This window comes from Streptomyces sp. AF1A (assembly GCF_047340315.1).
In the GTDB taxonomy this organism is placed as follows: Bacteria; Actinomycetota; Actinomycetes; order Streptomycetales; family Streptomycetaceae; genus Streptomyces.
This window is the reverse complement of sequence record NZ_JBLEBI010000023.1, coordinates 24,281-49,504: the sequence shown is the minus strand read 5'-3', so window position 1 is coordinate 49,504 and position 25,224 is coordinate 24,281. Positions and strand designations below refer to the sequence as shown.

General features: G+C 73.1%; 24 protein-coding genes. 5 read left to right on the top strand and 19 right to left on the bottom strand.

The genetic code is table 11. The features are described 5' to 3' along the window. Positions 1-136: 136 nt before the first annotated feature. Both ACLU3S_RS10640 and ACLU3S_RS10635 read right to left on the bottom strand, forming a co-directional pair. Positions 137-1,015: a universal stress protein gene (locus ACLU3S_RS10640; protein ID WP_413951511.1), complete on the bottom strand. Its 879-nt coding sequence runs from the start codon at positions 1,013-1,015 to the stop codon at positions 137-139. After that, complete coding sequence (locus tag ACLU3S_RS10635) at positions 1,012-1,272, bottom strand: DUF1918 domain-containing protein (RefSeq protein WP_413951510.1); 261 nt, start codon at positions 1,270-1,272, stop codon at positions 1,012-1,014. The genes ACLU3S_RS10640 and ACLU3S_RS10635 overlap by 4 nt, the downstream gene beginning before the upstream one ends. 377 nt (positions 1,273-1,649) lie before the next feature. On the opposite strand from ACLU3S_RS10635, the gene ACLU3S_RS10630 reads away from it, so the two are divergent. Next, positions 1,650-2,072, top strand: a complete 423-nt coding sequence (locus ACLU3S_RS10630) for an Hsp20/alpha crystallin family protein (protein WP_413951509.1) — start codon at positions 1,650-1,652, stop codon at positions 2,070-2,072. A 64-nt stretch (positions 2,073-2,136) separates the two neighbouring features. Here the strand turns inward: ACLU3S_RS10630 and ACLU3S_RS10625 are convergent, their stop codons facing one another. From ACLU3S_RS10625 to ACLU3S_RS10585, 9 genes are read right to left on the bottom strand one after another with little or no spacing between them, the layout of a single operon-like run. Further along, a complete protein-coding gene (locus ACLU3S_RS10625; protein WP_413951508.1) occupies positions 2,137-2,757 on the bottom strand; it encodes a V-type ATP synthase subunit D in 621 nt (206 codons plus the stop codon). Then, a complete protein-coding gene (locus ACLU3S_RS10620) occupies positions 2,754-4,148 on the bottom strand; it encodes a V-type ATP synthase subunit B (protein ID WP_413951507.1) in 1,395 nt (464 codons plus the stop codon). The genes ACLU3S_RS10625 and ACLU3S_RS10620 overlap by 4 nt, the downstream gene beginning before the upstream one ends. Continuing rightward, positions 4,145-5,944 carry a V-type ATP synthase subunit A gene (locus tag ACLU3S_RS10615; protein ID WP_413951506.1) on the bottom strand — a complete coding sequence of 600 codons (1,800 nt, stop codon included), beginning with the start codon at positions 5,942-5,944 and terminating at the stop codon, positions 4,145-4,147. Before ACLU3S_RS10615 ends, ACLU3S_RS10620 begins: the two co-directional genes overlap by 4 nt. Further along, positions 5,941-6,450, bottom strand: a complete 510-nt coding sequence (locus ACLU3S_RS10610; RefSeq protein ID WP_413951505.1) for a hypothetical protein — start codon at positions 6,448-6,450, stop codon at positions 5,941-5,943. Before ACLU3S_RS10610 ends, ACLU3S_RS10615 begins: the two co-directional genes overlap by 4 nt. Beyond that, complete coding sequence (locus ACLU3S_RS10605) at positions 6,447-6,680, bottom strand: V-type ATP synthase subunit F (protein ID WP_413951504.1); 234 nt, start codon at positions 6,678-6,680, stop codon at positions 6,447-6,449. Before ACLU3S_RS10605 ends, ACLU3S_RS10610 begins: the two co-directional genes overlap by 4 nt. After that, complete coding sequence (locus ACLU3S_RS10600) at positions 6,677-7,087, bottom strand: ATP synthase subunit C (RefSeq protein WP_413951503.1); 411 nt, start codon at positions 7,085-7,087, stop codon at positions 6,677-6,679. The genes ACLU3S_RS10605 and ACLU3S_RS10600 overlap by 4 nt, the downstream gene beginning before the upstream one ends. Next, positions 7,072-8,514 carry a V-type ATPase 116kDa subunit family protein gene (locus ACLU3S_RS10595; RefSeq protein WP_413951502.1) on the bottom strand — a complete coding sequence of 481 codons (1,443 nt, stop codon included), beginning with the start codon at positions 8,512-8,514 and terminating at the stop codon, positions 7,072-7,074. Before ACLU3S_RS10595 ends, ACLU3S_RS10600 begins: the two co-directional genes overlap by 16 nt. After that, positions 8,501-9,403, bottom strand: a complete 903-nt coding sequence (locus ACLU3S_RS10590) for a hypothetical protein (protein WP_413951501.1) — start codon at positions 9,401-9,403, stop codon at positions 8,501-8,503. Before ACLU3S_RS10590 ends, ACLU3S_RS10595 begins: the two co-directional genes overlap by 14 nt. A 23-nt stretch (positions 9,404-9,426) precedes the next feature. After that, a complete protein-coding gene (locus ACLU3S_RS10585) occupies positions 9,427-9,858 on the bottom strand; it encodes a hypothetical protein (RefSeq protein ID WP_413951500.1) in 432 nt (143 codons plus the stop codon). 167 nt (positions 9,859-10,025) lie between these two features. Here ACLU3S_RS10585 and ACLU3S_RS10580 point away from each other — a divergent pair, with 167 nt between their 5' ends. After that, positions 10,026-10,904 carry a CBS domain-containing protein gene (locus ACLU3S_RS10580; protein WP_413951499.1) on the top strand — a complete coding sequence of 293 codons (879 nt, stop codon included), beginning with the start codon at positions 10,026-10,028 and terminating at the stop codon, positions 10,902-10,904. Positions 10,905-11,177: 273 nt separating this feature from the next. Here ACLU3S_RS10580 and ACLU3S_RS10575 read toward each other — a convergent pair whose 3' ends face one another. Then, complete coding sequence (locus ACLU3S_RS10575) at positions 11,178-11,834, bottom strand: CBS domain-containing protein (protein ID WP_413951498.1); 657 nt, start codon at positions 11,832-11,834, stop codon at positions 11,178-11,180. A gap of 217 nt (positions 11,835-12,051) precedes the next feature. On the opposite strand from ACLU3S_RS10575, the gene ACLU3S_RS10570 reads away from it, so the two are divergent. Together ACLU3S_RS10570 and ACLU3S_RS10565 are read left to right on the top strand one after the other, a co-directional pair. Continuing rightward, positions 12,052-12,957 (top strand): universal stress protein, encoded by a 906-nt coding sequence (locus tag ACLU3S_RS10570; RefSeq protein ID WP_413951497.1) that lies wholly within the window; start codon positions 12,052-12,054, stop codon positions 12,955-12,957. Between the two features lie 22 nt (positions 12,958-12,979). Next, the gene (locus tag ACLU3S_RS10565; protein WP_413951496.1) at positions 12,980-13,888 is read left to right on the top strand and encodes a universal stress protein; all 909 of its coding nucleotides are present in this window, start codon (positions 12,980-12,982) and stop codon (positions 13,886-13,888) included. Between the two features lie 132 nt (positions 13,889-14,020). Here ACLU3S_RS10565 and ACLU3S_RS10560 read toward each other — a convergent pair whose 3' ends face one another. The 4 genes from ACLU3S_RS10560 to ppdK form a co-directional block, all read right to left on the bottom strand. Continuing rightward, positions 14,021-15,220, bottom strand: coding sequence for a site-2 protease family protein (locus tag ACLU3S_RS10560; RefSeq protein WP_413951495.1), 1,200 nt, complete (start codon positions 15,218-15,220; stop codon positions 14,021-14,023). A gap of 159 nt (positions 15,221-15,379) precedes the next feature. Continuing rightward, complete coding sequence (locus ACLU3S_RS10555) at positions 15,380-15,952, bottom strand: hypothetical protein (protein WP_413951494.1); 573 nt, start codon at positions 15,950-15,952, stop codon at positions 15,380-15,382. A 237-nt stretch (positions 15,953-16,189) separates the two neighbouring features. After that, the gene (locus ACLU3S_RS10550) at positions 16,190-16,648 is read right to left on the bottom strand and encodes a pyridoxamine 5'-phosphate oxidase family protein (protein ID WP_413951493.1); all 459 of its coding nucleotides are present in this window, start codon (positions 16,646-16,648) and stop codon (positions 16,190-16,192) included. Between the two features lie 56 nt (positions 16,649-16,704). Then, entirely contained in the window at positions 16,705-19,392 is a 2,688-nt protein-coding gene (gene ppdK / locus ACLU3S_RS10545) for a pyruvate, phosphate dikinase (protein ID WP_413951492.1), read from the bottom strand. Positions 19,393-19,888: 496 nt separating this feature from the next. Here ppdK and ACLU3S_RS10540 point away from each other — a divergent pair, with 496 nt between their 5' ends. Then, positions 19,889-20,587: a CBS domain-containing protein gene (locus ACLU3S_RS10540; protein ID WP_413951491.1), complete on the top strand. Its 699-nt coding sequence runs from the start codon at positions 19,889-19,891 to the stop codon at positions 20,585-20,587. A gap of 213 nt (positions 20,588-20,800) precedes the next feature. Here ACLU3S_RS10540 and ACLU3S_RS10535 read toward each other — a convergent pair whose 3' ends face one another. The 3 genes from ACLU3S_RS10535 to ACLU3S_RS10525 form a co-directional block, all read right to left on the bottom strand. After that, complete coding sequence (locus tag ACLU3S_RS10535; protein ID WP_413951490.1) at positions 20,801-21,454, bottom strand: CBS domain-containing protein; 654 nt, start codon at positions 21,452-21,454, stop codon at positions 20,801-20,803. Between the two features lie 41 nt (positions 21,455-21,495). Then, positions 21,496-21,954, bottom strand: coding sequence for a Crp/Fnr family transcriptional regulator (locus ACLU3S_RS10530; protein WP_413951489.1), 459 nt, complete (start codon positions 21,952-21,954; stop codon positions 21,496-21,498). A gap of 268 nt (positions 21,955-22,222) precedes the next feature. Then, complete coding sequence (locus ACLU3S_RS10525) at positions 22,223-24,910, bottom strand: GNAT family N-acetyltransferase (RefSeq protein WP_413951488.1); 2,688 nt, start codon at positions 24,908-24,910, stop codon at positions 22,223-22,225. Between the last annotated feature and the right edge of the window lie 314 nt (positions 24,911-25,224).

Genomic DNA, 25,224 nt, shown 5'->3' with positions numbered 1-25,224 from the left:
AGAGGGCGTCGAGCGGATCGGCGACCGCCCGCCGTGGGCTCGCGGAGCCTTTGGGGCCGTGGCCGAACCGGATCACCATCGACGTACGCCGAGGTTCTGCGGTCACCGGGGCTTCCTCTCGTGCCAGGACCTGGTGTCATTCCGGTGTCGGGACGGCGATGACAGGGCAGGCGGCGTGACGCAGCACGCCTTGGCTGACCGAGCCCAGCAACATGCCGGTAAAGCCCCCACGGCCTCGGGTTCCCACCACGAGACCCAGCGCATGCGCCGAGGCGTCGGTGAGAACTTCGACGGGATGCCCGAGGACCACTTCGTGACGCAGGTCGACCTCGGGGAAGCGGGCCCGGCGGCCGGCCACGATCTCGGAGAGCAGGCGGCGGCACTCCTGCTGCGGCTCGTACTCGTCGAAGACCCGGGGCGCTGCGGGCTCCCAGACCAGCAGGGCCCGCAGCTCCGCGCCGCGCAGGGCAGCCTCCTCGAACGCCACGTCGACCGCGGTGGCCGAATGTTCGCTGCCGTCGACCCCGACGACGAAGTATGCGGGATCCTGGGTGATGTGCTCCGGCTCGGGGACGACCACCACGGGACAGCGCGTGTGCGCCATCAGCGGCAGGGCCACCCCGTGCCGGCCGAACACCTTCTGCTTGCGGTTCAGGTGCCGTGACCCCAGCACCACGGCGGCGGCGCCCCGACTCTGCTCGCGCAGCACCCACACCGGGTCGCCCTCCGCGAGCAGAGCGTCGACCTCGAGCCGTGGACACCGGGCCGCGGCGAAGGCCGCGGCCTCCTCCAGCACCTGCTGACCGGCTTTGTGCAGCGCCTCGTTCCACGCCTCCCACGACGGTGGGACCGCCGACCCGCGGTAGCCTCCGGTGGGCACGCCCTCGACGTGGACCAGGCGCAACGGCAACCGCCGACGATCGGCCTCGTCGACAGCCCAGGCCAGCGCCATCCGGTGGCCGGGGTCAGGATCGAGGCCCACCACGATCGGTCGGCGCTCAGCGGGCCGGGTCACGGCCGACTCCGGTCACCGGATGGCGGATGTGGGCGTCGGGACCCGGGAAGTACGGCCCGGCGCACGCCGTACGGCGGGCTGCCGTCCGGGTGAGGGAGGCCGACGATCTCGCCGTCCCGTGGGCCGACTCGCGCCGTGATCCCCCGTACGACGATCTCGTCGCCGACGCGGGCGCGCGTCGAGAACTCCGTCGTCCCGGAACCGGTGGACGACACAGCGGTCTGATCGTTCTTCTTCGGTGGTGCTGGAGCGGACATCGCTCCTCCCCTCCTCCCTGCGCCGACGCGGAGGAAATGCCGCCGATTCCATGGAAGGCTCGGGCACTCCCGCCCTGCCAGGGGCCATTGGTCCCGGCGGCGGCCCTGTGGACCCTCCGCGTGCACGGGGACCGGTCGGCGCGTGCGCGCCGAGAGGGGGACGGGGCGGGAGACCGCCGTGTCCGAGACCGCGACACGCCCCTGTGGACGCAGCCGGGCCTCGATGTCGGCGCGCACCGAGGCGGCGAGCCGTGCAAGAGCCTCGGACGAGGGACCTCAGGTCCCAAGACATGGACTGTTCGGCCTCAGCGGAACGGGCCCGTGCGCCCTGGACTGGAGGTGTCGGCAGGCCACGCAACAGTGAGGAGGTACGGCCGATGACGATGTTGCCACGCAAGCAGAGGTTCGCGTTCCCGGAGGTGTCGGACTGGTTCGAGAACCTTCCGGCCCATTTCGCGATGCCCATGATGGGTGAGCGGTACGCGATCCGGGTCGAGGACTACACGGAGGACGGCCGCTATGTGATGCGGGCGGAGCTGCCGGGCGTGTCCCCCGACGACATCGACGTCTCCATCAGCGACGGCATCCTCACGGTGCAGGCCGAACGCACCGAGAAGGACGTCACGAAGAACCACAGCGAGATCCGGTACGGCGCCATGAGCCGCAGCGTCACGTTGCCGCCGGGCGCCGACGAGGACGACGTCGAGGCCTACTACGCCGACGGCATGCTGACCGTCAGCGTGGGTCTGGGCGCCGAGAAGACGGAGGCGAAGCACGTGAAAGTCCGGCACGGGAAGTGATGCCGGACTCGCGGCGGATGGCGGGTCCCCGGGCCCGCCATCGGCGGGCGGTCGCACGAAGAGCTCAAGGGCCGCCGTGGCCGGCAGCCCGACGACGCCGTACCGCTTCTTCGTGCTCCGCCTCCTCCAACGCAAGGTCTGCCGCGGCCAGTTCGTCCAGGAGCCGGGGGATCCAGTGCCGGCGCAGGGCGCGGACCCGCTGCCGAGTCCGTACGGCCTCGGCGGCCAAGAGCTCGGCGGCTGCCTGGTGGGCGGCGAGTTCCGCGGCGGCACGGGCCGCGGCACGATAGGCCGTCTCGGCGTGGGCGAGAGCGGTGTTGGACGGTGTCCGTTCCCACGGGGAGCGGACGGGGTCCGTCCAGCCGACCGCTGCCGGGTGGTACACGCCCATCAGCGCGCCCCACTGGACGTCGACGCGCGCCCGCTCCGCCGGCACTGCCTCGGCCAGCGCGCTTTCACCGCCGAGCAGCACGCCGCGCACCAGCCACGTTTCCGCCTCGGCCAGCCTGTGCCGCCACACCCGGCCCGCTTCCTCGGCCGCCTGCCGTGCCCGGTGCTCCCGGTCCAGCAGGAGCCGGAGCTTGCGCTCCAGGAGGTCCGCACCGCGAACGGCCGTGGCGAGACTGCGGCGCAGCCGCAGGCGCCCGGCGCGTCCAGCCGGGACCCGGCGCGCCCGCGGACTCATCCCGGCTCCTCCTCCTGCGGTGGAGCGTGGGCGTCGAGCAGGTCGGCCGGAAGCATGCCGAGCTGGCTGCGCGGCAGGGTCAGCAGCACTTCCCATGCCCGGTCCAGGGCGTCGTCCAGCGACCGGCCCTCGTCGGTGCCCTGCGCGAGGAAGCGGCGCCGGAAGGCGTCCTCCAGGTCCAGATGGCGCAGATCGGTCGGGCTGAGCGCCGACCGTCCGATCAGGTCGGCCAGCTCCCGCACCTGCCGGGACCGGGCCAGCGCGGCGATCAACTGCGCCGCGACGGCCGGATGGTCCCTTCGGGTGCGTCCCGCTCCGGTTCCCTTGCGCATCAGGCGCGACAGCGAGGCCAGCGGATCGACGGGCGGATACGTGCCTGCCGCCCGCACCTCGCCGGACAGCACGATCTGCCCTTCGGTGATATAGCCGGTGAGGTCCGGGACGGGGTGGGTGATGTCGCCCGCGGGCATGGTGAGAACGGGCAGGACGGTCACCGAACCCGGCCGGCCCCTGATGCGGCCGCAGCGTTCGTAGAGGGAGGCGAGGTCGCTGTAGAGATAGCCGGGATAGGCCCGGCGAGCCGGAGTCTCGCCCCGCGCGGCGGACACCTCGCGCAGCGCCTCCGCGTACGCCGTCATGTCCGTCATGACGACCAGGACGTGACGGCCCTCGGTGAACGCCAGGTGCTCGGCGACGGTCAGGGCCAGTCGTGGGGTGAGCAGCCGTTCGATCACCGGATCGTCGGCGGTGTTGAGGAACAGGGCGAGTTCCCTCGCGGCCGAGCGAGCCGCCAGCCCCTCGCGGACGTACGCGGTGTCGGCATGAGTGAGACCCATGCCGGCGAACACGACGGCGAACGGCTCACCTCCGCACGTCGCCTGAGCCGCGATCTGCACCGCCAGCTCCATGTGCGGCAGCCCGGCCGCCGAGAACACCGGCAGCTTCTGGCCCCGTACCAGCGTGGTGAGCACGTCCACGGCGCCCACACCGGTGAGGACCGCCTCGGTCGGTGATTCCCGGCGCACCGGGTTGATCGGCGCACCGCCGACCTCCGCATACGACCCGCCCAGCACCGGTGGCCCGCCATCGGCCGGTTCGCCCCGGCCGCTGCACGTCCGTCCCAGCCACCCGGCGCCGACCGGTATCCGCAGCGGTGCCCCCGAGAAGGCGACGCGCGTTCCGGTGCGGTTCATGCCGGCCGTGTCCTCCAGGACCTGTACCACCGCGACGTCGCGATCCACTTCCAGCACCAGGCCGTGCCGTCGTTCACCGGAATCGAGGACGATCGTGGCGAACTCGTCCCAGCCGACCCCGCTCACTCCCTGGACGAACAGGAGCGGACCGCGCAGGTCCCGCACTCCCGTGTACTCGACGGGCGCGACGCCGCTCATGCTGCCTCCTCGAGCCGGGCCAGCACGGTGTCGCGGGCGGCGGCGACCGGAGCGGTCTCGGCGGGGCCCGCCGTCTCGCGCGCCCGCAGCAGCGGGGTGAAGTCGACCGCTTCGACGGCATCTGCGGGGATGCCGGAGTCCACCAGTTCCAGGCACCGGTCGATGACCGTCAGTACGGCCTCCACCAGGGCCGCCGTCTTCGCCGGGGCGCTGTAGGCGTCCGCAGGGGACAGCGCGTTCTGCTGGACCGTGGCCTCGCGCAGCAGCCGTCCGGCGAGCACGCTGATCCGTTCCCGGGGCGGCAGCGCCGTGATGCCGACCAGTTCGACGAGATCGGCCAGCCGGTCGGCCTCGGCCAACTGCCGTGCCACCCGTCCACGCCGCTCGGACCACTGGGTGTCACCGGCCTGCGCATGGGCGGCGGCCAGCGTGGCGGCGTCCCGGGAGAAGGACTCCGACCAGGAGATGGCCGGATAGTGACGGGCGTAGGCGAGATCGCGGTCCAGGCTCCACAGGCAGCGCACGAAGCGCTCGGTGTGCGCGGTGACGGGCTCGGTGCGGTCACCGCCCGGTGGAGACACCGCGCCGATCACCGTGACCGAGCCGCTCGCGCCGCCGAGGGTGCGCACGGCGGCGGCCCGCTCGTAGAACGCGGCCAGTTGCGAGGCGAGCCCCGCCGGATAGCCCTCCTCGGCGGGGAGTTCGCCCATGCGGGAGGCGAACTCGCGCAGCGACTCCGCCCATCGGGAGGTCGAGTCGGCGATCAGCACGACGTCGAGGCCCATGTCGCGGAAGTACTCGGCGACCGTCGCGCCCGTGTGCACGCAGGCCTCGCGGGCCATCATCGGCATGTTGGAGGTGTTCGCGATCGTCACGGTCCGTTCGGCCAGACGGCCCCCGGTCCGCGGATCGGTCAGCTCCGCCAGCTCCTCGATGACGTCGGCCATCTCGTTGCCGCGCTCGCCGCAGCCGACGTAGACGATGACGTCGGCGTCGCACCACTTGGCGATCTGCTGCAGCAGCATGGTCTTGCCCGTGCCGAATCCGCCGGGCACGGCGACCGTGCTGCCCCGTGCCACGGGGAAGAGCAGGTCGACGGCCCGCTGCCCGGTGGTCAGGGGCACGTCCGCCGGCAACCGCCGGGCGACCGGTCGCGGTCTGCGCACCGGCCAGGACTGCTCCATACGCACCTCCTGGCCGCCCACCTCGGCCAGCACGGCGTCCGAAGGGTGATCACCCGCCGCCGCGATCCACGTCACCTCACCCGACAGGGCCGGGGGAACCAGGAGCCGCAGCGGCACGCCCGCGTCGATCTCCCCGAGGACGTCACCTGCGGCGACCGGCTCTCCCTCGGCCACTCGCGGTGCGAACGACCAGGCGCGACGATCCGGTTCACCCGTCATCGGTCCGCCTGCCGTGAGAAAGTCGCCGATGCCGGCCAGAGGACGCAGCAGCCCGTCGAACACGCCGCCGAGCAGATCCGGTGCCAGCCGCACCGACAGGGGACGGCCCTGGGGCTTTGCAGGGTGCCCGGGGGCCAGCCCGCCGGTGTACTCGTACGCCTCGACGCCGGCCGTGTCGCCGTGGATGGCGACCACCTCGCCCGGCAGCCGGGCGGCGCCCAGCAGGACCAGGTCGTGCATGGCCACCGTGGGTGGGCAGGTGATCTCCACGAGAGGGCCGGCGACCCGGAGGACCCGCGCGCCGTCCGCGCCCTCCGGCGCAGTGCCGGGCGTGATCCGCGCAAGCGTGCGCCTGTCCGACGAGTACGGCGAAGGGGTGCCGCAGGTGGTCATGCCGGCTCCCACAACGTCTCGGCCCGGACCCCCAGCCGGTCCAGGGCACGCTCGGCGAGGGCGTCCGCCGACAGGTCGACCCGGCGGCCGGGTACCTCGGCCGTCACCCCGCCCGTCGAGGCCGCGGTGACCCTCGCCCGCGGACCCAGCACTTCCCGTGCCGCAGCCGCGCAGCGCGACCGCAGAGACGGGTCCTTGGCGAACTCCTCTCGCACACCCGCCCGCACCGCGGCCCTCAGGGCCGCATGGACCTCGGCGCGGGCCGCGAGTTCCCCTGCCCAGGAGTCCTGGAGCGCTCGCACCCGTTCCCGAGCCGCGGCGGCGGCACCGTCGGCCCTCCCGAGGTCCCGGGCCCGTGTGAGCACGGCCTCGGCCGTGGCGCGGGCTGAGCGCAGGGTTTCGTTCGCGTCGGCGCGCGCCCGGTCCATGACCGCGTCGGCCGAGGCTCGCGCCGCGCGCAGCAGCTCTGCGCGGACGGGGGCCAGGGCGTCCACCGGCGCGGTCATCCGGGGATCACCACCGTCAGCGGCCGGGACGGGCCCGGCGCCGTCACCGCACCGCCCAGCGCTTCGGCGGCCTCGGCCGTGAGGATCACGAGGCCGACCGTGCGGGGCAACATCCGCCAGGCCCGGCGGACGGCGTCCGGATTCTCCGCGGCGAGCACGTCGACCCCCGCCAGCGCCAGACCGGACACGCTGGTCCTCGCGCCGATGGCGGCCACGGTAGCCATCGTCATGCCTTTCCGATCAGCAGGATGGCCACCACCAGCCCGTACACCGCGATGCCCTCCGCCAGACCGACGATCACCATGGCCCGGCCGAACATCTCCGGTCGCTCGCTCAGCGCGGCCAGCGCCGCGGCACCCGTGTAGGCGACGGCGATCGCGGCTCCTATGGACGCGCCGGCCACCGCGACGGCCGCCCCGATCAGCGCGGATCCGTTGATCCCACCGGATGCGGCCGGTGCCGAGGCTTGCGCCGGACCCGCCAACGCCGTGCCGAGGACGACGAGGGCGCCGCCCAGCAGGGCGAGGTTGGTGGCCAAAAGCCAGCGAAAGGCGTGTCTGGTCCGGCGCCGGCACAGCAGCCGGACGGCCCCGAGCACCGCGGCGAAGACCGGCAGGACGATCAGCCAGGTGAGCATGGGATCACCTTCGTAGCGGGATCGGCAGGCTCCGCCGGGGGAACGTGCCAGGGACGGAACGGTCGGCCCTCCCTCTCGAAGAGCCGGGAGAAGAGTTCGTAGAACTCCAGCCGCAGCGCCTGCACACCGGCCACCAGCGCTTCCAGGGCGAAGGAGACGGCCGTGCCCACGACGAACAGCAGGGCGGCGCCCACGACCCCGGCGGCACCACGGCCGGCCAGGCCGGTGGTACCGCGCCACACAAGGTCCGCGAGGGCGGCATGCGTGAGGCCGAAGGCGGCCAGCCGGGCGAACGACAGCGTGTTGGTGCCCGTCCGCACGACGACGTCGAACAGCCGCACCACCGTCTCGGCGAGTCCCGCCCCGCCGCCGGCAGTGGTCCGGAGCAGGCCGATCGCCACCAGCGCCAGCCCGGCGACGGCAAGAGTGGCTCCCGCGACGGCCGAAGCCGGCCGATGCAGGACAAGGCCCGCCGCGGCCAGCGCGAGACCCAGGTAGAACAGCAGCCCGGCACAGCCGGACGCCCCGTACAGCCCCGCGCCCCAGCCGCCCTCACGCACCCGGTTCACCGCCCCGGCGGCGTGTGCCAGGGCGAGCACCACAGCACCGAACAGCACGGCGGCGACGAGTAGACGGGCAGGCGTTTCCAGCGGGCTGAGCCACAGCACCGGAAGCAGCCCCGTCGGCCCGAAGAACTCGCCGTAGGCGGCCCCCGCCACCATGGAGGCGACGCCCGCACCCGCGAGGAACGGCCACATCCTGCGCAGCGGGGCCAACCGGGGCGGCCACCCCGAGCGCACCGCGACCGCGCCGAGCACCAGCAGCGCCCCGTGCCCCACGTCGCCGAACATGATCCCGAACATCGCGACATAGGCGAGGCCCGCGGGCCACGACGGATCGAGGTCCGCGTAGGCAGGGGTCCCGTACGTCGTCACCAGCGGGGTGAAGGAGGCGGTCCGGCCCGTTCGCAGCAGCGTCGGCGGATCGGTTCCACGCGGGGACGGCAGCGGCAGGAGCGCGCCTCCCGCAGCGGCCAGGCGTCCCGCGACACGGGGCACCTCGGCGGCCGGGCACCACCCGGCCAGGGCGGCCACCTCTCCTTGTCGTACCGCGCCCTGCGCGCGCTCCTCCAACTGGGCCTCGCCGGCCAACAGCGCAAGGTTCCCACGGCTTTCGAGCAGGTCGAGATCGGGCGAGGCGGGGGACAGGACTGCTGTCGAGGAGCCTTGGCGGCCGGCTGCCGCGCCCCGCCCCCGCAACCGCTGCAGCCGCACGGCCGCCGCCCCCGGAGCCGCCTCCTCGGCGCGGTCCAGCTCCACGCAGCCCTCCTCGGCGATCCGCACCAAAGCGTCCCGCAGGGCCGCCTGCGGCACGACGACCGCCACACGGCGCATCCGGACCGGAGTCAGTGCCTCAGACCACGGCATCGAACACGTCCCCCGGCCGGCCCCCGCGCGCCGCCGACTCCAGCGCCGCCCGCACCCGCCAGGCGTCCACGGACAGCCGCGCCACCGCACCGACGACCACCCGGGGCCCATACCGGCCCTCACGCACCAGCGCCGCGCCGTCGGCGTCCACTGTCCGCCACCAGCGGGCCTCGGCCCGCCACAGCTCACCCGGCTCGCCGATGTCGTGCAGGGCCCACGCCGCCGACGACGGCAGGCGCTCGCAGAACTCCTGGTACGTGGCGGCGGCCGTCGCGCGCCTCCCGAGCAGCCGCGCCGCGTCGTGCAGTACGGGCTCCGGAAGCGAGCGGTGGTGTACGAAGAGCTCGCGTGCCGCCAGCAGGGCAGCGCGTCCCCGGGCCCAGCGGCGCGCCGGCTGTACGGCGAGGGCGGTGCGCCGCGCGGCGGCCATCCGCATGCCGGTGATCAGCGCCCACGGCGTGTCGCCGCCGGGGTCCCCCCAAGGGGAGGCGGCGAGCGCCGCCCGCGTTTCGGCCGGTGTGCGGGCGGGCTCCAGATGCCGCCAGGCGGTCTCCAGCGCGCCGAGCCGATAGGGCTGCGCGGCCTGCGCGTGCCGAACGCCGGCAGCGGGCAGCCGGGAGGCCACGTTGGCGATCTCGAACCCGGCGGCGAGCGGAACCAGCAGGCGTGCGCCGCTCCTGGGCAGCCAGCCGGCCAGTACCCGCAGGTGCCACAGCAGGGTGGCGGACACCGCCCGCTGGGCATGGCGCAGGTCCGCCGCCGTCCGCGTGTGCCGTGCGTAGGGCGTGGTCGCCAGGCGTTGCAGAGCGTCGTCGAGCGTGGGACCACGCGCGATCTGCCGTGCCCCGTCGGCGCCCGGACATCGGCCGACGAGGGCCTTTGCGCGCACCGCTCCTGCAACCCAGCCGGCACTCATGGCGGTTCCCCGGCGGTCAGGCGCAGGGCGTCGGCTACGGCGAGATCCACCAGGTGAGGCATGCGCTCCCGGGCCCGCCCGCGGATCACCGAGGCAGTTCGGTCTCCGGCAGCGCGGAGGGCCTCCGTCTCCTGCCGTGCCTCTTGCAGGAGGGGTTCCGAGGCCTGTCGGCGAACCTCGGGAGCACGTTCCCGCGCGGCATCCACCAGGTGTGCCGCCTCGCGCGCGGCGTTCTGCCGCAGGGCCTCGGCCTCCTGCTCAGCGGCGGCCCGGATCAGCGCCGCCGCCTGCTGAACGTCTGCCAGCCGGGCGAGGGCGGGCTCCAGTTCCGCGGCGCGCTCCGCCGTACGATCGGCGGGCACACCGGTGGCCGACGCTCCCGGTGTGCCCGCCGGACGGAACCGTTCCAGGAAGTCCCGCAAGCTCATCGGTGGCCTCCTGCCAGTCGGTTGCTCCTTCAGTCTCACCGTTACCGTCGCGGCCCGCACCGGATAGGGCCGTCACGCCGTCCCGCCAGGGCCGTTCGGCTCTTGGCACGGGCAGCATGGTCGAAAGACTGGGACGGTAGGCAACTCGACGGAGCCAGGAGGCCGCCGTGAACGAGCACGAGAACTTCTCCGCGGAGGCCGAAGCCCGGCGGGATGTGCCCTCGGGCTCCTGGAGTCCCGGCGAAACAGCACGGCAGGACACGCTGCTTCGCTACCTGGGTGCTGTGGTCACCGCCGCGGCCAGGCATGCGGGCACAGCAGCGCAGGCGCCGACAACTCCACCGAGCGACACGGCCCGGCCCGCGCCTCCGTCGCTCAGGCCACAGCCCGCCTTCCCGCCGGGACCGGCACTGCCCCTGGTGCGGGACGTGATGGACGTGCCTGCGGCCTCCCTGCGCGAGGACCTGCCGTACCGCGACATCGCCCGCGCGCTGGCGCGCGAGCACGCTGGCGCGCTCCCGGTGGTGGATGCCGAGGACCATGTGGTCGGCGTCGTCTCGGAGTCCGACCTGTTGGCCAAGGTCGCCTTCGAGGCATCCGGTCACCGGCCCGGCCGTATCGGCAGGCTGCGTGAGCGCCGGATCCACAGCAAGGCCCGTGGCGACCGGGCGGCCGACCTCATGACAAGTCCGGCGATCACGGTCCTCCCGGGCGCGACCGTTGCCGAGGCGGCCTGGCTGGCCGCGCTGTCACGGCTGAAGCGGATGCCCGTCACCGACCGCGACGGCCGCCTGGTGGGGGTGGTGCGCCGTGATGCGCTGCTGCAGTCGCTCATCAGGGACGACTCCGGCATCCGGACGGACGTCGAGGCAATGATCGCCGCGTGCTGTCCACCGGGTGAGCGGGAAAACGTCCAGGTGGCCGTGCACGACGGCATCGTGGAGCTGACCGGGCGGATGCCCTCGGCGACGGTGGCCCGGCTGGTGGCGGAGATTGAAGGGATGACCGACGTGGTCGAGGTGAAGAACCTGCTCACCGCCGACTGACCCGGACGCCCTCAGCCCGAAGGACGATCCTCCGTTCTCGGAGAGCTGTGCGGGCCGACTTCGTGCTGGTCACGTGGGTTGTGGGGTCAACCTCGGCCGATCGGCGCGAGAATGCGACCACGGGCACGTGCGGGCGCGGGCGAGAGTGCGTCCGGCGGCGTCCGCCTCGCCGGCCACACTGCCGGACGTCCCAGACCTCGATCGTCGCCCGACGGCGCAGGACGCGCCAGGGACCGTCCGGCGCCAGCCGCCCGGCAACGGTATCCGCGCCGGCTACTGCGTGCGGCTGTCAGGCGCGAAGTCGAATCCCACGTCCACCACCCCTTCCACGGCCCTGACCAGCCGTGCCGCGACGGGCACCACGGCGGTGTCGCGGACCCGCCCGGTGAGCGTCACCACACCGTCGTGCACCTCCACCTGGACGCTCGACGACGGCGGCGGGAAGAGGTACGAGGCGATGTCGCGCCGTACCTCCTCGGCGATGTCCTCGTCGTCGCGGAGGAAGACCTTGAGCAGGTCGGCCCGGCTGACGACGCCCGCCAGCAGCCCGGCTTCGTCCACCACCGGCAGCCTCTTGACCCCTTCCCGCGCCATGATGCGCGCGGCCTCGGCGAGTGTGGCGGCGGCCCGTACCGTGACGGCGGGGGAGGACATCAAATCTCCGGCGGTGAGGGCGGCGGCCTTGGCCTCGACACCGGGTTGATGCCGTTGCAGAGGGCCCGCGTCGGGGTCGTCGCGGAGCTCCTCCTTGGGCAGCAGGTCGGCTTCGGAGACGACGCCGACCACCCGGCCCTCACCCTCGATCACGGGCAGGGCGCTGACCTGCCAGTCCTGCATCATGTGCACGATTTCCTTGAAGGGGGCCCGTCGGCCGACGGCGGCGACCGTCTGGGTCATGACGTCGCTGACGATGTGCGGGGTGCCGTACATGATGACTCCACAAGGGCCTCGATGGGTGTCGGGCTTCCCTCCAGGGTGTGCCGGAAGGGCGGCGGCGGGCCAGGGGCCGCCCGGCCTCTGCACGGCCCGTCCGGCCACCGCATCGCGGAGGGTCGGTCGGTCCCCGGACGGGACGTGTGGCCCCTGATGCGGCCGGCGAGCCGGCGCCACGCTGATGAGGGAACCCTCGCACCGGGAGGTGGACGCCATGTCCCGCACCGTCACCGTCGGTCTCGACGACACGCCCGAAGGCCGGGCCGCAGCCGAGTGGGCGGCTCGCGAAGCGCTGCTGCGCAATCTGCCCCTGAAGATCGTGCATGTCCAGGAGCCGACGCCCCGGTACGCGGCCCGGACCCCGCTGCTGGACCTCGAGCGTTACCAGCGCTGGGCCCAGCAGTTGACGCACGAGATGGCGGACGGCATTCGGCTTCGTCACCCGGGCATCGAAGTGATCACCGAGCAGCTGACGGGGACCGTGGCCGATGTCCTGTGCGAGGCGGCGGGCTTCGCCGAACTGCTGGTGCTGGGCTCGCGGGCGCTCACTGGACTGCACGGGTTCATGGTCGGCTCGGTGAGCCTGGGTGTCGTCGCCCGCGCCGAGCGCCCCGTGGTGCTCGTTCGGGCGCAGGAGCTGGCCGTCGACGAGCACAGGCTGGACCCGGCGGGCGTGCCGTCCGCTGCGGCGCCGTTCCGTCCCGTCGTGCTGGGCCTCGACATCGATCGACCGGACGACACGCTGCTGGAATTCGCCTTCGACGCGGCCGCTCGGCGGAAGGCCGCACTACGGGCCGTCCACGCCTGGCCCGAACCGCCCACGTCCTTCTACCGCTTCCCCGGTGACGCCGAACTCTACGACACGCTCCAGCGCGGACAGGCCTCCTTGCTGAGCAAGGTGCTGCGCCCCTGGCGCCAGAAGTTCCCGGACGTCGAGGTCATCGAGGTGAGCCGGTGCGGAAGCACACCGCAGGTCCTCGCCGACGAGTCCCGTGACGCCTCCCTGGTGGTCGTCGGCCGGCGCATCCGCACCGGCTTCTTCGGTGCCCACATCGGCCATGTCACGCATGCGGCCATACACCACATCACCGCCCCCGTCGCGGTCGTCGCGCACAGCTGAGCCGCCCCGAGGAGGAAAGCCCATGAATGCAGCGGCCGCACAGGTCCACGGCGCCCCCGCGGACCTCCCGATCGTCGTCGGCGTCGACGGCTCGGAGCCGAGCCTGAGGGCCGTGGAGTGGGCCGCCGACGAGGCAGCCCTGCGCGGAGCTTCACTCCGGCTGGTCTACGCCTCGCTCTGGGAGCGCTACGAGGGCGCTTCCCTCGCCCACGACCTCGGCAAGCCGGCGGAGGAGGTGAGGGCCCAGGACATCGTCGAGACGGCCGAGGTGCGTGCCCGCATCCGGCAGCCCGGCGTGAAGATCACGACCGACATCCTGCCCGAGGAACCGGAGTACGGCCTGATGCGGGAGAGTTGCGGCGCCGCCGCGATGGTCCTGGGCTGTCGTGGCCGCAGCGGTGTGACCGAGACGCTCCTCGGCTCCGTGAGTGTCACGGTGGCCGGGCGCGCGCACTGCCCGGTGATCGTGCTGCGCGGAAGCCATGACAATCAAGCCCGCTCGGGCAGACACGGTCGCATCGTCCTGGGGGTGGGCGAGAAGCCGACGCACTCGGCCGCCGTACGGTTCGCGGTCCAGGAGGCCCTGCTGCGCGGGGTCCCGCTGGAGGCTGTGCGGGCCTGGCGCCGTCCCCTGCACGAGCCCCGCGCGCACCCGCTGATCACCGGAGCACCGGCCCACCTGCACGAGCGGCAAGCCGCCGAAACGGTGGAGGAGGCGCTGCGGGACATCCCGGCCGGCCTGCGGGTGCACCGCCGTACGATCGAGGGCTTCGCCCGCGACGCCCTGCTGGCGGTGTCCCGCGAAGCCGATCTGCTGGTCGTCGGGGCCCGCCGCCGCCCGGGTCGCTTCGGGCTGCAACTGGGCCGCGTCGCCCACGGGGTGCTGCATCACGCGGCCTGCCCGGTGGCCGTGGTACCGGAGCCGGAGTGACCGGCCGGGCGGCCGTCACGGCACCATCCGGGACGACCGACGGGCCTGGCTTGAAGCGGGCGCACGGCGACCTCGACAGCACAGCCCTCGGGCGGCGGACCTCGATCGTCCCTCGGTCGCTGAGGTCGTCCGTCAGGACGCCTTCTTCCACGACGCCTTCTTCGTCACGTGTGGGACGTGTGGGCCGGTACTGCGCGGGCGGGCCTGCGTGGGCCCGGTCGGCCACGCCAGCGCCCGCGTGATGTCGGCGAGCGTGATGATGCCGACGAGGCGTCCCTCGTCCAGGACCACCGCACGGCGTACCGGGCTCGACTGCAGCCGGGGCAGGAGGTCGAGCACCGGCTCGTCGGGCGCGGCGGTCACGATGTCGTCGACAGGACGCATCACCTCGCCGACCGTCGTGCCGGGACGCGCCTGGGCCGGCGTCGTCTCGACGCGCCGCACCGTGAGCAGACCGACCACCGAGCCGTCGGCCGCCAGCACGGGGAAGGCCGAGTGGCGGTAGCGGCCGAAGGGACCCTCGGCCAGGAAGTCGGCGAGTGTCGCCGTGTCCCGAACCGTGACCGGGTTCGGGGTCATGACGCGGCTGACCGGGACGCCGCCCAGCGCGTTGCGCATCTCGGCCTGCCGGACCTCGGCGGTCGCCGCGCTGACCAGGAACCAGCCGATCAGCGCGGGCCACAGGCCGGACAGACTGTGCCCGAACACCACGGTGGCGAAGCCGGTCAGCACCATGAACCAGCCCAGCGCCCGGCCCGCCGCGGAGGCGCCGCGGGTGGCCCGCAGCCGGTCGCCGGTGCGATGCCACAGATACGCACGCAACAGCCGCCCCCCGTCGAGCGGGGCGGCGGGCAGCGCGTTGAAGACGGCCAGCAGGATGTTGATCGCCGACAGCCAGATGACTCCCTCGACCACGAGCCCGGACGCGTGCAGCGCGTCCAGCCCGGCGGCAACGCCCGCGAGCACACCGCCGACCAGCAGACTGGTGAGCGGACCCACGCCGGCGATGCGCAGCTCCGCGGCCGGGGTCGCGGCTTCGCTGTGCAGACGCGCGGCGCCGCCCAGCATCCACAGGGTGATCCCGTCGACCCGCACGCCGTTGCGGCGGGCGACGAGAGCGTGGGCCAGCTCGTGCGCCAGCAGCGAGGCGAGGAAGACGACCGCGGTCAGCAGGGCCAGAGCCCAGTACTGCACGGCGGAGTGGCCCGGATGGGCGGCGGGGAACTCGCCGCGCGCCAGAGCGACCGTCACCAGGACGACGATGACCAGGACGCTCCAGTTCACGCCGACCCGCACGCCGGCGATCCGACCGAGGGACAGCGTCTCGTTCATGAACCTCGCCTCATCCTCCCGCGTGCCCACCGCCGTACCCACTGAAGCCCGCCGTACCCACTGAAGCCCGCCTGCCCCACTGAAGCCTGCCGTGCCCGCCGAAGGCCGCCGTGCCCGCTCGGGCGGTGCGATGGGGGTGTGCGGCTGCCGGGATACGGTTCAGCCCGTCCTCGGGCCCCACTGCGGGCCCACCAGATCCCACTCCCGGTCCCATCGGGCCATGCGACGCCGGTCGAGCCGTGCTCGCGCGAAGGCGCCCGCGCCGAGGACCGGAGCCGCGACGGCGAGGACTGCCGAGACACCGAAGAGGGCGGCTTCGACGTGCCCTTCGACACGGCCCGTCGGCGGCGAGAGTGTGAGCCGGCCCCGGTCGTCGAGCCAGACGGTCACCGGGGCCCCGGCCTTGAGGCCCCCGTCGACCAGAGTCCGCCCGGTACGAGGGGTGCCGTCGGGAGCCGTCCACCGCACCGACCCCTGGACACGGCCGTCGGTCGACCAGGCCCCGCTGATGCCGTGCGGTGCGTCGGCGGCCAGGACGGCTCGAACGGTGTGCCTATGGGCTCGCTGCTGTGCGAACTCGTGCTCGGCGCTGCGGGCCGTCACCAGTCCGGCGAAGGCGCCGGCAACGGCGACCACCACCCAGACCGTCAGGACCACCCAGGCCTCGACGACGTCCTCGTGCCGCCGCAGCGGGTTGCTCCGCCAGCGCCACAGCCGCTTCATGGTGCTCATCTCGGAACCCCTCCTGGTCGTGCTGTCCCTTCGACGGTGACTCCGGTGGGGCTGTGCCCACAGGGGCCGACAGGGCTCGGCGGCAGGCCGCGCGGACCCGGATCATCCGCGGGCAGGGCCCATTGGTCCCCATCCGGCTCCCGAGGACGCTCCGGAAGACGGAAGCCCTGGCCCTGCCGCGGACGGCCGCGGGCGGCCGGCCGCCGACCGGGCAGTTGGTCACCCACACCTTCCCCCTCACCCCGTTGTCCTCCCCGCGCCACCCGCCTCGGTGAGGAGGACACCCGTGACCAGCTCGGGGCGGATGCGGACCGCCTGGTCCACAGCTTCCAGCGGTGCCCAGGGCTGCAGCAGCCCACGGATACGCCCCAGTTCGGCAGGGTCGGTCACCAGCTGGGCATAGCCCGTGACGACCACGCTCCAGCCGAGGTGGGTGTCCGGATCGATGACGTCGGCCTCGTACGCGACGACGACGCCGGCGCCGTCGCCCAGCTGCGCATGAGACGTCAGCGCGGCACCCTCGTGGGTACGGATGACGATGTCGCCGTCGTCCAGGACGTGGTTGACCGGGCGGACGGTGGGAAGGGCCTGCCGGGTGAAGACGATCCGTCCCAGCGACACGCTGCCCAGCAACCGCATCGCCTCGGCGTGGTCGAGGTTGATGCGTCGATGTGCGCGCATCTCACTGGATGCCATGACGCGCTTCCTTCCGCTGCCCGTCGTGTCCGTGCCGATGAGGGGCCGGGGTCCCGTCATCTGCTGTCACTGGTGTCCGTGTCCACCAGCGCTGCCCTGCCCGCCTCGAGCCGGGCCACCGGGACCCGGAACGGCGAGCAGGAGACGTAGTCCAGGCCGGCCGCGTGGAAGAAGTGGATCGACTCCGGGTCGCCCCCGTGCTCTCCGCAGACGCCGGTCACCAGGCCGGGTCGGGCCGCACGCCCCTCCTCGACGGCCATCCGGACCAGCCGGCCCACCCCGTCGCGGTCGAGCGTCTCGAAGGGCGAGGCCGCGAAGACGCCCTTGTCCAGGTAGGCAGAGAAGAACGCGGCCTCCACGTCGTCCCTGGAGAAGCCCCATGTGGTCTGGGTGAGGTCGTTGGTTCCGAAGGAGAAGAACTCAGCCTCCTCGGCGATCCGGCCGGCCGTGAGCGCCGCTCGGGGCAGTTCGATCATCGTGCCGACGGGACAGTGGACCGGGGTGCCGCTCTCCTCACCGACCTCGGTCAGGACGCGGACCACCTCCTCGCGGGCGAGCCGCAGTTCGTCGACGGCGCCGACGAGCGGCACCATGATCTCCGCGTGGGGAGATCCGCCCGCTCGGGTACGCTCGACGACCGCTTCGGCGATCGCCCGGACCTGCATGGCAACCAGGCCCGGAACCACCAGACCGAGCCGCACGCCACGCAGGCCGAGCATCGGGTTCTCCTCGTGCATCCGGTTCACCGCTGCCAGCAACTCCACGTGATGCGCGTCCGGCTGTTGCCCCCTGGCCTCGGCGGCGGCGATGCGGACGGCCAGGTCGGTGCGGTCGGGCAGGAACTCGTGCAGCGGCGGGTCGAGCAGGCGGATGGTGACCGGCAAGCCGTCCATCGCCTCCAGAATGCCCGTGAAGTCCTGCCGCTGGAGGGGCAGCAGCGCCCCCAGTGCCCGGTCGCGGTCGGCATCCGTACGAGCGAGGATCATCTCCTCGACCATCTTGCGCCGCTCACCGAGGAACATGTGCTCGGTGCGGCACAGCCCAATGCCCTGGGCTCCGAACTTCCGTGCACGGGCGGCGTCTTCGGGCGTGTCGGCGTTGGCGCGCACCTCCAGCCGCCGTACCGAGTCGGCGTGGTCCAGCGCCCGGGCGACCGCGGAGACCACGCTGTCGGCCTGCTCACCGCGCTCCAGGTAGCGCATGGTCGCCGACGCGACCAGGGGGACCGCCCCGAGGTACACCTCGCCGGTGGAACCGTCGACCGAGAGGACGGTGCCCTCTTCGACGACGCTGCCGTCCCGGGCGGTGAAACGCCGTGCGGCCGCGTTCACGGTGATGTCCTGCGCCCCGCACACGCACACCTTGCCCATGCCCCGGGCGACGACGGCCGCGTGGCTGGTCTTGCCCCCACGGCCGGTCAGCACCGCCTGCGCGGCCACCATCCCGGGCAGATCGTCGGGCGTCGTCTCTTCACGGACGAGCACCACCTTCTCGCCGGCCGTGGCACGTCGTACGGCCTCCGCGGAGTCGAACACGGCCGCGCCCACCGCGGCGCCCGGCGAGGCCGGGACACCACGGGCAAGCGTCTCACCGGTGGCGGTGGTGTCGAAACGCGGGAACATCAGCCGGGCCAGGCCCTCTCCGCTGACCCGCGCCAGGCCCTCGTCGGAGCTGATGAGACCTTCCTGCACCAGTTCGGTGGCGATGGCGAAGGCGGCCTCGGCAGTGCGCTTGCCCACCCGGGTCTGCAGCATCCACAGCGTTCCGCGCTCGATGGTGAACTCGATGTCGCACAGGTCGCGGTAATGCCGCTCCAACGTCTGCGCGTGATCACGCAGCTGCCGGTACGAGCGCGGGTCCAGCCGTTCCAGCTCGGCCAACGGTACGGCGTCCCGCCCGCCCGACACGACGTCCTCGCCCTGGGCGTTCGGCAGGTAGTCGCCGTACAGGCCGGGGCGTCCGGTGGCCGGGTCACGGGTGAAGGCGACGCCGCTGCCCGAGTCGGGGCCGAGGTTGCCGAACACCATGCGCTGCACGGTGACCGCCGTTCCCAGGTCGTCGGGGATGTGCTCGCGCCGCCGATACAGCACGGCGCGTTCGGCGTTCCAGGAGCGGAACACGGCGAGGATCGCCTGCTGGAGCTGCTGGGCGGGGGACTGGGGGAAGTCGCGGCCGGTCTCGTCCCGGATCAGCCTCTTGAACGTGTCCACCAGCCATGCGAGGTCGCTCGCGTCGAGATGGAGGTCGTCGGGGGCCTGGCGGGCGTCCTTGAGCAGCGTCATGGCCTCCTCGAACAGGGCCGGATCGACTCCGTACACCGTGCTGCCGAACATCTGGATGAGCCGGCGGTAGCAGTCCCAGGCGAAGCGCTCGCTGCCGGACACCTTGGCCAGGCCGAGCACGGAGTCGTCGTTGAGCCCGATGTCGAGAACCGTCTCCATCATGCCGGGCATCGAGAAGCGCGCCCCGGAGCGGACGGACACCAGAAGCGGGTCGTCCCCCTGCCCGAGCAGCCGCCCGGCGCCCGTCTCCAGCGCTGACAGATGCCGGGAGACCTCCGCGGACATGCCGTCCGGTTCCTCGCCCGTGGCCAGAAACGCGCGGCAGGCCTCGGTGGAGACGATGAACCCCGGCGGTACCGGCAGCCCCAGCCGGGTCATCTCGGCCAGGTTCGCGCCCTTGCCGCCGAGCAGACCGGCGAGGTCACGGCCACCGTCCTGGAAGTCGTACACATAGCGGACCATGTCGCCACTCCTCGGCTCCGAGCTCGCGGTATGTCCCAGCCTGTAGGGGAGCCGCGCGCAGGGGCAGGTGCCCTCCGTCCCGCGAGGTGGGCCGACCGGCCCAGAGTCCTGAGAGGGCGACCCGTTCCGGTGCCGGGATGCCGGGAGACGGCCCTCACCAGGGGTGCGGCCTCGCAGCATGTGCCGACGGAGGCCGGTTGTCCGGCAGCGACCACGCCGGGACCCGGAAACGGATCGCGGAGCGGGCACGCGGGAACATGGGGTCGGCCCTGGCGGAGCCCCGACGGAGGCGGCGCCACACTGCGCCGGCGGGTGCCCCTGCCCGGCACACGGTATGGCGGCCCTCCCCAGGAGTGGAGGCGGAGCCCGCCATGCGGCGTGGGCCGGCGACTCGGGCAGGTGGGCCAGGGGACGGGCCACTCGGCCCCTGTCCCTCGCCCGCCCGCCGGCGCAGCCTGAAGATGTCGCAGAAGGCACCCAGCCCCTGGAGGACGCCATGCCCGGCACTCCCACCGTCGTGAACGACGTGATGACCCGCAGGGTCGTCGCCCTGCGTACGGGGGCGGCCTTCAAGGACATCGTGCGAACCATGCAGGAGTGGCACGTCAGCGCCCTCCCGGTGCTGGACGACGGCGGCCACGTCGTCGGCGTCGTCTCCGAGGCCGATCTGCTGCCCAAGCAGGAGTACAGCGAGGGCGAGGTAGTCCGGTACGGACGGGCGCAGCACCTCGCCGAGGTCCGCAAGGCGGACGCGGTGACCGCCGGCGAGCTGATGACCGCCCCGGCTGTCGCTGTGACGCCCGACGCCACCCTCGCCTGCGCCGCGCGAGCCATGGCGCGCAGAAGGGTCAAGCGACTGCCGGTGGTAGCCGCGGACGGCACCCTGCTGGGCATCGTCAGCCGGTCCGACCTGCTGAAGGTCTTCCTGCGGGACGATCCGGCCATCGCCGAGGACGTCCGCCGCGAGGTCGTCGAACGGCTCTTCGGCGACGCTGAAGCGATCCGGACCGAGGTGCGCGACGGCGTCGTGACCCTCACCGGCCACGTTCGCGACACCGCCCTGATCCCGCTCGCCGCCCGCCTCGCGCGAGCCGTCGCGGGCGTGGTGGACGTGCACTGCGCGCTCAGCGGCCGCCCTCGCCATCCGGACCTCGACCCGGACCTGCCGGACCCGCAACGGTCGGCACCTGCCTGACGGAGGCCGACTGGCATCGCGAGCAGACGGCCGGCCTCGGCCGGACGAGGATTTTCCTGCGACCCCTCCCGTGTCCCCTGCGGGGCCCGTGTCCCCTGCGGGGCAGGCTCGCCGTCGGTGCAGACGGACCGTACCGGCCGGATCGTCTGCTCAGCTCGTGCGCCGTCCCGAGGCCGGGGCGCTGACGTGCCCTCCTCCCTCTTCCCGCCGGCGTCACCCGGTGTCGGCGACCGCAAGCCGGCAGTCCACGCCCACAACACCTTCCACACCACGGACCAGGCGCGCGGCCAGCGGAATCCGTTCGGGGTCCCCGACGCGCCCCGTGAGGGTCGCGACGCCGTCCTTGACGATCACATGTACGGGCTCGACCGGGGCCGGGAAGAGCACGTCGACGATGTCACGCCGGATCTCGTCCGCCAGGTCGTTGTCGGGACGCAGGAACACCTTCAGCAGGTCCCCCCGGCTGACCACGCCTTCGAGGATGCCCTCGGCGCTCACCACGGGCAGCCGTTTGACATGCCGCACGGCCATGATCCGAGCCGCCTCGGCGAGCGTGGCGTCGCCGTGGACGGTGACGGCCGGGGTGCTCATCACCTCCTCGGCGGACACCGCCCCCGCCTTGGCCAGGTCGGACAGCCGACGCAACTGGGTGAAGCGGTCCGGGTCGCTGTCCCGGAACTCCTCCTTCGGCAGCAGGTCGGCCTCGGAGACCACACCGATCACCCGCCCGTCGGCCTCCAGCACGGGAAGGGCACTGACCTTCCACTCCTCCAGGCGTTCGACGATGTCCTTGAACCGGGCGTCGCGGCCCACCGCGACGACACCATGCGTCATCACGTCACGGACCCGGTGCGGGCTGCTCTTCATGCCTTCCTCCCCAGGTGGTTCGCCGGACCGGGCGGCGGCGCTCACAACAGGTCACCACTGCCGTAAGGGGCGTACAGGTCGAGCAGCCGGACCCGGGTGGCGTGTAGCCGCTGGGCGACCACACGTCCCACCCACACCGCCACGGCCCGTCCGAACGCGGCGTCCGCGGCGCACATCCCGCGCACCGTCTCGGCGTCGAACTCCCAGGCCCGAACCGGCGTCATGGCCTCGGCGCCCAGGTGCCAGAAGTACGGGGGGAAGTGCCAGGACCAGCCGACCAGTTCGCCATGTCCGAGTGATTCGACGACGGCCGGCCGGCGACCGGGCACATGCAGATCGAGGGCGACGGTTCCGGTGCGTACGATCCAGAAGCGGTCGGCGTGCCGGCCCTCCTCGAACAGGCGCGTTCCGGCTTCGAAGGAAACCTCGCGGGCGAGGCGCATCAGCCGTTCGCGGTGCACGGGCTCGAGCGCCGTGTTCATGGTGGTTGCGGAGGTCATCGCACCGGCTCCCTTCGTGGAGTGTCGATCCCAGCGTGCGCGACCCCGGGAGCCGGCACCACGGGCCGCCCGGACCCGGAGGTGGGCCCTTCGGCTCATACCGCCCGGGAGACGCCGGTTTGGTGCCTGGGAGGTGGAAGTCGGCCGCCCGGTCATCAGGTGAGGGTGCCGTACCGGTCGGTTACCGCATCGCCGCTCATGACGTCGCCGACGTTCGTGGGCTTCGCGGCCGTCCTCCCTTTCGACGGGCGTGACAGCGTCGGCGCAGTCAGCGCAGTCGGCGCAGGTACGGGTCGTAGGGACGGCGCGGGACCAGTCGTACCCGGGCGTCGAGGGTGGTGACGCCGTGGGGTCCTGCCAGTACGGGGTTGAGGTCGGCCTCGGCGAGCTGCGGAAGGTCCGTGGCCATCCGGGAGAGGCGGTGCAGGAGCCGCTCCAGGGCGCCGAGATCCGCGGCAGGGCTGCCGGCATAGCCGAACAGCAGGGGAGAGCAGCGCGGGGAGGTGAGAAGGTCGTGCACGTCCACGTCGGTCAGCGGCGCGAGCCGGGCGGCATGGTCGGCGAGCAGTTCGGTCGCGGTACCGCCGAGGCCGAACACCACCAGCGGACCGAAGACCTCGTCCTGGACGACACCGGCGAACAGCTCGGTGCCACGCTCGGCGAGCGGCTGGACGACCACACCGGTCATCCGGTCGCCGAACCGCGCGACGAGATCCCGATGGGCGGCCCTGACCTGGGAGGCGTTGCGCAGGTCGAGGTAGAGGGCACGCTGCTCGCTCTTGTGCACCAGACCCGGCCAGTACGCCTTCATGACCACGCCCCCGTCAGGACCCCGGAGCCGCTCGGCTGCGGCAACCGCCTCCGCCTCGTCCCGCGCCCACGCCCACGGGATCTGTGGAATTCCGTAGCAGCCCAGCAGCGCTGCCGTGGTCCGAGGGTCGAGCCAGCCGCCCTCCGGATGGGACTCGAGGTAGGCGGTGACCAGGCCCTTCGCGCGTGCGGTCTCCACGTCCGGCATCCGGGGCACGGTGCCCGGCTGCCGGGCGAGCCAGTCGGCGCGCGCCGCGGCGTGGGCCAGGGCGCGGGCGGCGTCCTCGGCGTCGGAGTACGCGGGCAGGGTGCCGCTGCCCGCGGTCGGCAGCAACTCGACGCGGGCCGCCTGCGCGGGCAGCACCGCCACGACCGGGCGGTCGAGCGGTCCGGGGGCCGAGGTCAGCGCGCGAACCAGGTCCTCTCCGGTGGCCGTGGCGACCGCCGTGGGGACCAAGCTCACCAGGACTGCGTCGTGAGCGCCGCGCCGGGCCAGAAGGCTGACGCATGCCTGCAGTTGTTCCTCGCCGGCGGTCGCCGTGACGTCCACGGGGTTGGTCGCGGCGGCGCCGTCGGGCAGCAGGGCGAGAAGTTCGGCCACCGCGTCGGCGGCGAGGGGCGGGACCGCCAGTCCCGCGTCCACGCACGCGTCGGCGGCCAGGACGCCGACCCCGCCCGCGTTGCTGACGACGGCGACCTTCGTACCGTGGGGGAGCGGCTGGGCGTGCAACAGAGCGGCGGTGTCGAGCAGTTCACCGATCGTGCGGGTGGCGGTGACGCCGGCCTGCGTGAACAGGGCCTGGCGCGTCATGGTCGGGGTGGCCGCAGCCGCGGTGTGCGACGCGGCGGCCCGCCGCCCGGCGTCGGACCGGCCGACGTCCACGGTCAGCACCGGCATGGCCCTGGCCACCCGGCGGGCCGTGCGCGAGAAGGCGCGCGGATTGCCGAACGACTCCAGATGCAGCAGCGCCAGGTCGGTGCGCCCGTCGCTCTCCCACCACTGGAGCATGTCGTTGCCGCTGACGTCGTACTTGTCGCCGAGCGAGACAAAGGTCGACACTCCGATGCCGAGCCGGGCCATCCCGTCCAGCAGCGCGATGCCGACACCGCCGGACTGCACGGCGACCCCGGCGGTGCCGGGTCCGGGGTGCCGGGCGGCGAAGGTGGCGTCCAGGTGGACGTCGTCCTCGGTGTTCGCCAGACCCAGGCAGTTCGGGCCGGCCAGCCGCATGCCGTGGCGTCGGCACGCCTGCATCAGCGCACTGCTCTCATGCGCGTCCAGGCCCGCGGACAGCACAAGCAGGGCGCGCACGCCGGCCCTCCCGCACTCTTCGGCCACATCGGGGACGGCTGCGGCCGGTACGGCGATCACGGCCAGGTCCGGCACCTGCGGCAGGTCGGCGACGCGCCGGTAGGCATGTACCCCGGCGATCGCGGCGGCCTCGGGATGCACGGCGAACAGCCGGCCGGCGTAGGAACCGTTCTGAATGTTCCGCAGGACGGCGCGCCCGACCGATCCCGGCCTGCGGCCGGCGCCGATCACGGCGACCGCCCGGGGCCGCAGCAACGGCTGCAGGCTGGTGACGTCGGCGACCCGGCCGCGGGCCTCGACCGCGTTCAGGTAGGTCTCGTCCTCGGTGAGTTCGACCGCGCAGTGCACCTCCGGTCCGTCGAAGCGGCGGGTGACGCGCAACCCGAGATCATGAAAGACCTTCAGTACATCGTGATTCTCGGCCAGGGCATCGGCGCTGAACCGGGTGACGCCCGCCGTACGCGCGGCGTCCGCGAGATGCTCCAGCAGGAGGGTGGCCACACCGCGGTGATGCCAGCCCTCGGCCACGGCCACCGCGATCTCCGCCGTGTCGCCGTCCGGCAGGACCTCGTACTCGGCGAGCCCGACAAGCCGTCCACCGCATTCCGCGGCCAGCGCGCGGTATCCGGGGCGTTCGCCGCTGGCCACCCGCTCGGCGGCCTGCCGGGCGGAGGAGGGGCTGACGGAGAAGAACCGCAACCGCAGGTTCTGCGGGGACATCTCCTCGTACAGCCGCCGCACCGCCTCCCGGTCCGCCGGACCCGCCCGCCGTATGCGGACCGTGGTCCCGTCGGCCAGCAGGGCATGCACCGGGGCGTCCTGGATGCTGGTCATCACGAGCCCTCCCTCCGGGCGGTCCCGCGTCCAGCGTCCGGCGGCGCGTGCCGGCTGCACAGGGGCTGACCGGGCACCGGGTGGGCCGAACGGCCCTCGGCGTGCTCACACCGCCGGTGAGGCGCCGTCGGCAGTGCGGTTGCGCCGAGCGAGGCGAGAGCGCCCCGGACCATGGTCATCACCACCGCCGCCAACGTCGACGACGTCACCCGGACCCTGGCACCGGCTGACGGGACCCGGTGGGCAGCTCCGTCTCGGAGGTCGTTGACCTGGGGTGTCACGACGACCGTTGGCTGATCGGTCCGGAGCATCGT

Coding starts and splice junctions, on each gene's coding strand:
- ACLU3S_RS10630 (WP_413951509.1), top strand. CDS start 1,650: ATGACGATGTTGCCACGCAAGCAGAGGTTCGCGTTCCCGGAGGTGTCG.
- ACLU3S_RS10635 (WP_413951510.1), bottom strand. CDS start 1,272: ATGTCCGCTCCAGCACCACCGAAGAAGAACGATCAGACCGCTGTGTCG.
- ACLU3S_RS10625 (WP_413951508.1), bottom strand. CDS start 2,757: ATGAGTCCGCGGGCGCGCCGGGTCCCGGCTGGACGCGCCGGGCGCCTG.
- ppdK (WP_413951492.1), bottom strand. CDS start 19,392: ATGGTCCGCTATGTGTACGACTTCCAGGACGGTGGCCGTGACCTCGCC.
- ACLU3S_RS10525 (WP_413951488.1), bottom strand. CDS start 24,910: ATGACCAGCATCCAGGACGCCCCGGTGCATGCCCTGCTGGCCGACGGG.
- ACLU3S_RS10615 (WP_413951506.1), bottom strand. CDS start 5,944: ATGACCACCTGCGGCACCCCTTCGCCGTACTCGTCGGACAGGCGCACG.
- ACLU3S_RS10530 (WP_413951489.1), bottom strand. CDS start 21,954: ATGACCTCCGCAACCACCATGAACACGGCGCTCGAGCCCGTGCACCGC.
- ACLU3S_RS10540 (WP_413951491.1), top strand. CDS start 19,889: ATGCCCGGCACTCCCACCGTCGTGAACGACGTGATGACCCGCAGGGTC.
- ACLU3S_RS10555 (WP_413951494.1), bottom strand. CDS start 15,952: ATGAGCACCATGAAGCGGCTGTGGCGCTGGCGGAGCAACCCGCTGCGG.
- ACLU3S_RS10585 (WP_413951500.1), bottom strand. CDS start 9,858: ATGAGCTTGCGGGACTTCCTGGAACGGTTCCGTCCGGCGGGCACACCG.
- ACLU3S_RS10575 (WP_413951498.1), bottom strand. CDS start 11,834: ATGTACGGCACCCCGCACATCGTCAGCGACGTCATGACCCAGACGGTC.
- ACLU3S_RS10565 (WP_413951496.1), top strand. CDS start 12,980: ATGAATGCAGCGGCCGCACAGGTCCACGGCGCCCCCGCGGACCTCCCG.
- ACLU3S_RS10610 (WP_413951505.1), bottom strand. CDS start 6,450: ATGACCGCGCCGGTGGACGCCCTGGCCCCCGTCCGCGCAGAGCTGCTG.
- ACLU3S_RS10535 (WP_413951490.1), bottom strand. CDS start 21,454: ATGAAGAGCAGCCCGCACCGGGTCCGTGACGTGATGACGCATGGTGTC.
- ACLU3S_RS10570 (WP_413951497.1), top strand. CDS start 12,052: ATGTCCCGCACCGTCACCGTCGGTCTCGACGACACGCCCGAAGGCCGG.
- ACLU3S_RS10560 (WP_413951495.1), bottom strand. CDS start 15,220: ATGAACGAGACGCTGTCCCTCGGTCGGATCGCCGGCGTGCGGGTCGGC.
- ACLU3S_RS10620 (WP_413951507.1), bottom strand. CDS start 4,148: ATGAGCGGCGTCGCGCCCGTCGAGTACACGGGAGTGCGGGACCTGCGC.
- ACLU3S_RS10600 (WP_413951503.1), bottom strand. CDS start 7,087: ATGCTCACCTGGCTGATCGTCCTGCCGGTCTTCGCCGCGGTGCTCGGG.
- ACLU3S_RS10550 (WP_413951493.1), bottom strand. CDS start 16,648: ATGGCATCCAGTGAGATGCGCGCACATCGACGCATCAACCTCGACCAC.
- ACLU3S_RS10595 (WP_413951502.1), bottom strand. CDS start 8,514: ATGCCGTGGTCTGAGGCACTGACTCCGGTCCGGATGCGCCGTGTGGCG.
- ACLU3S_RS10605 (WP_413951504.1), bottom strand. CDS start 6,680: ATGACGATGGCTACCGTGGCCGCCATCGGCGCGAGGACCAGCGTGTCC.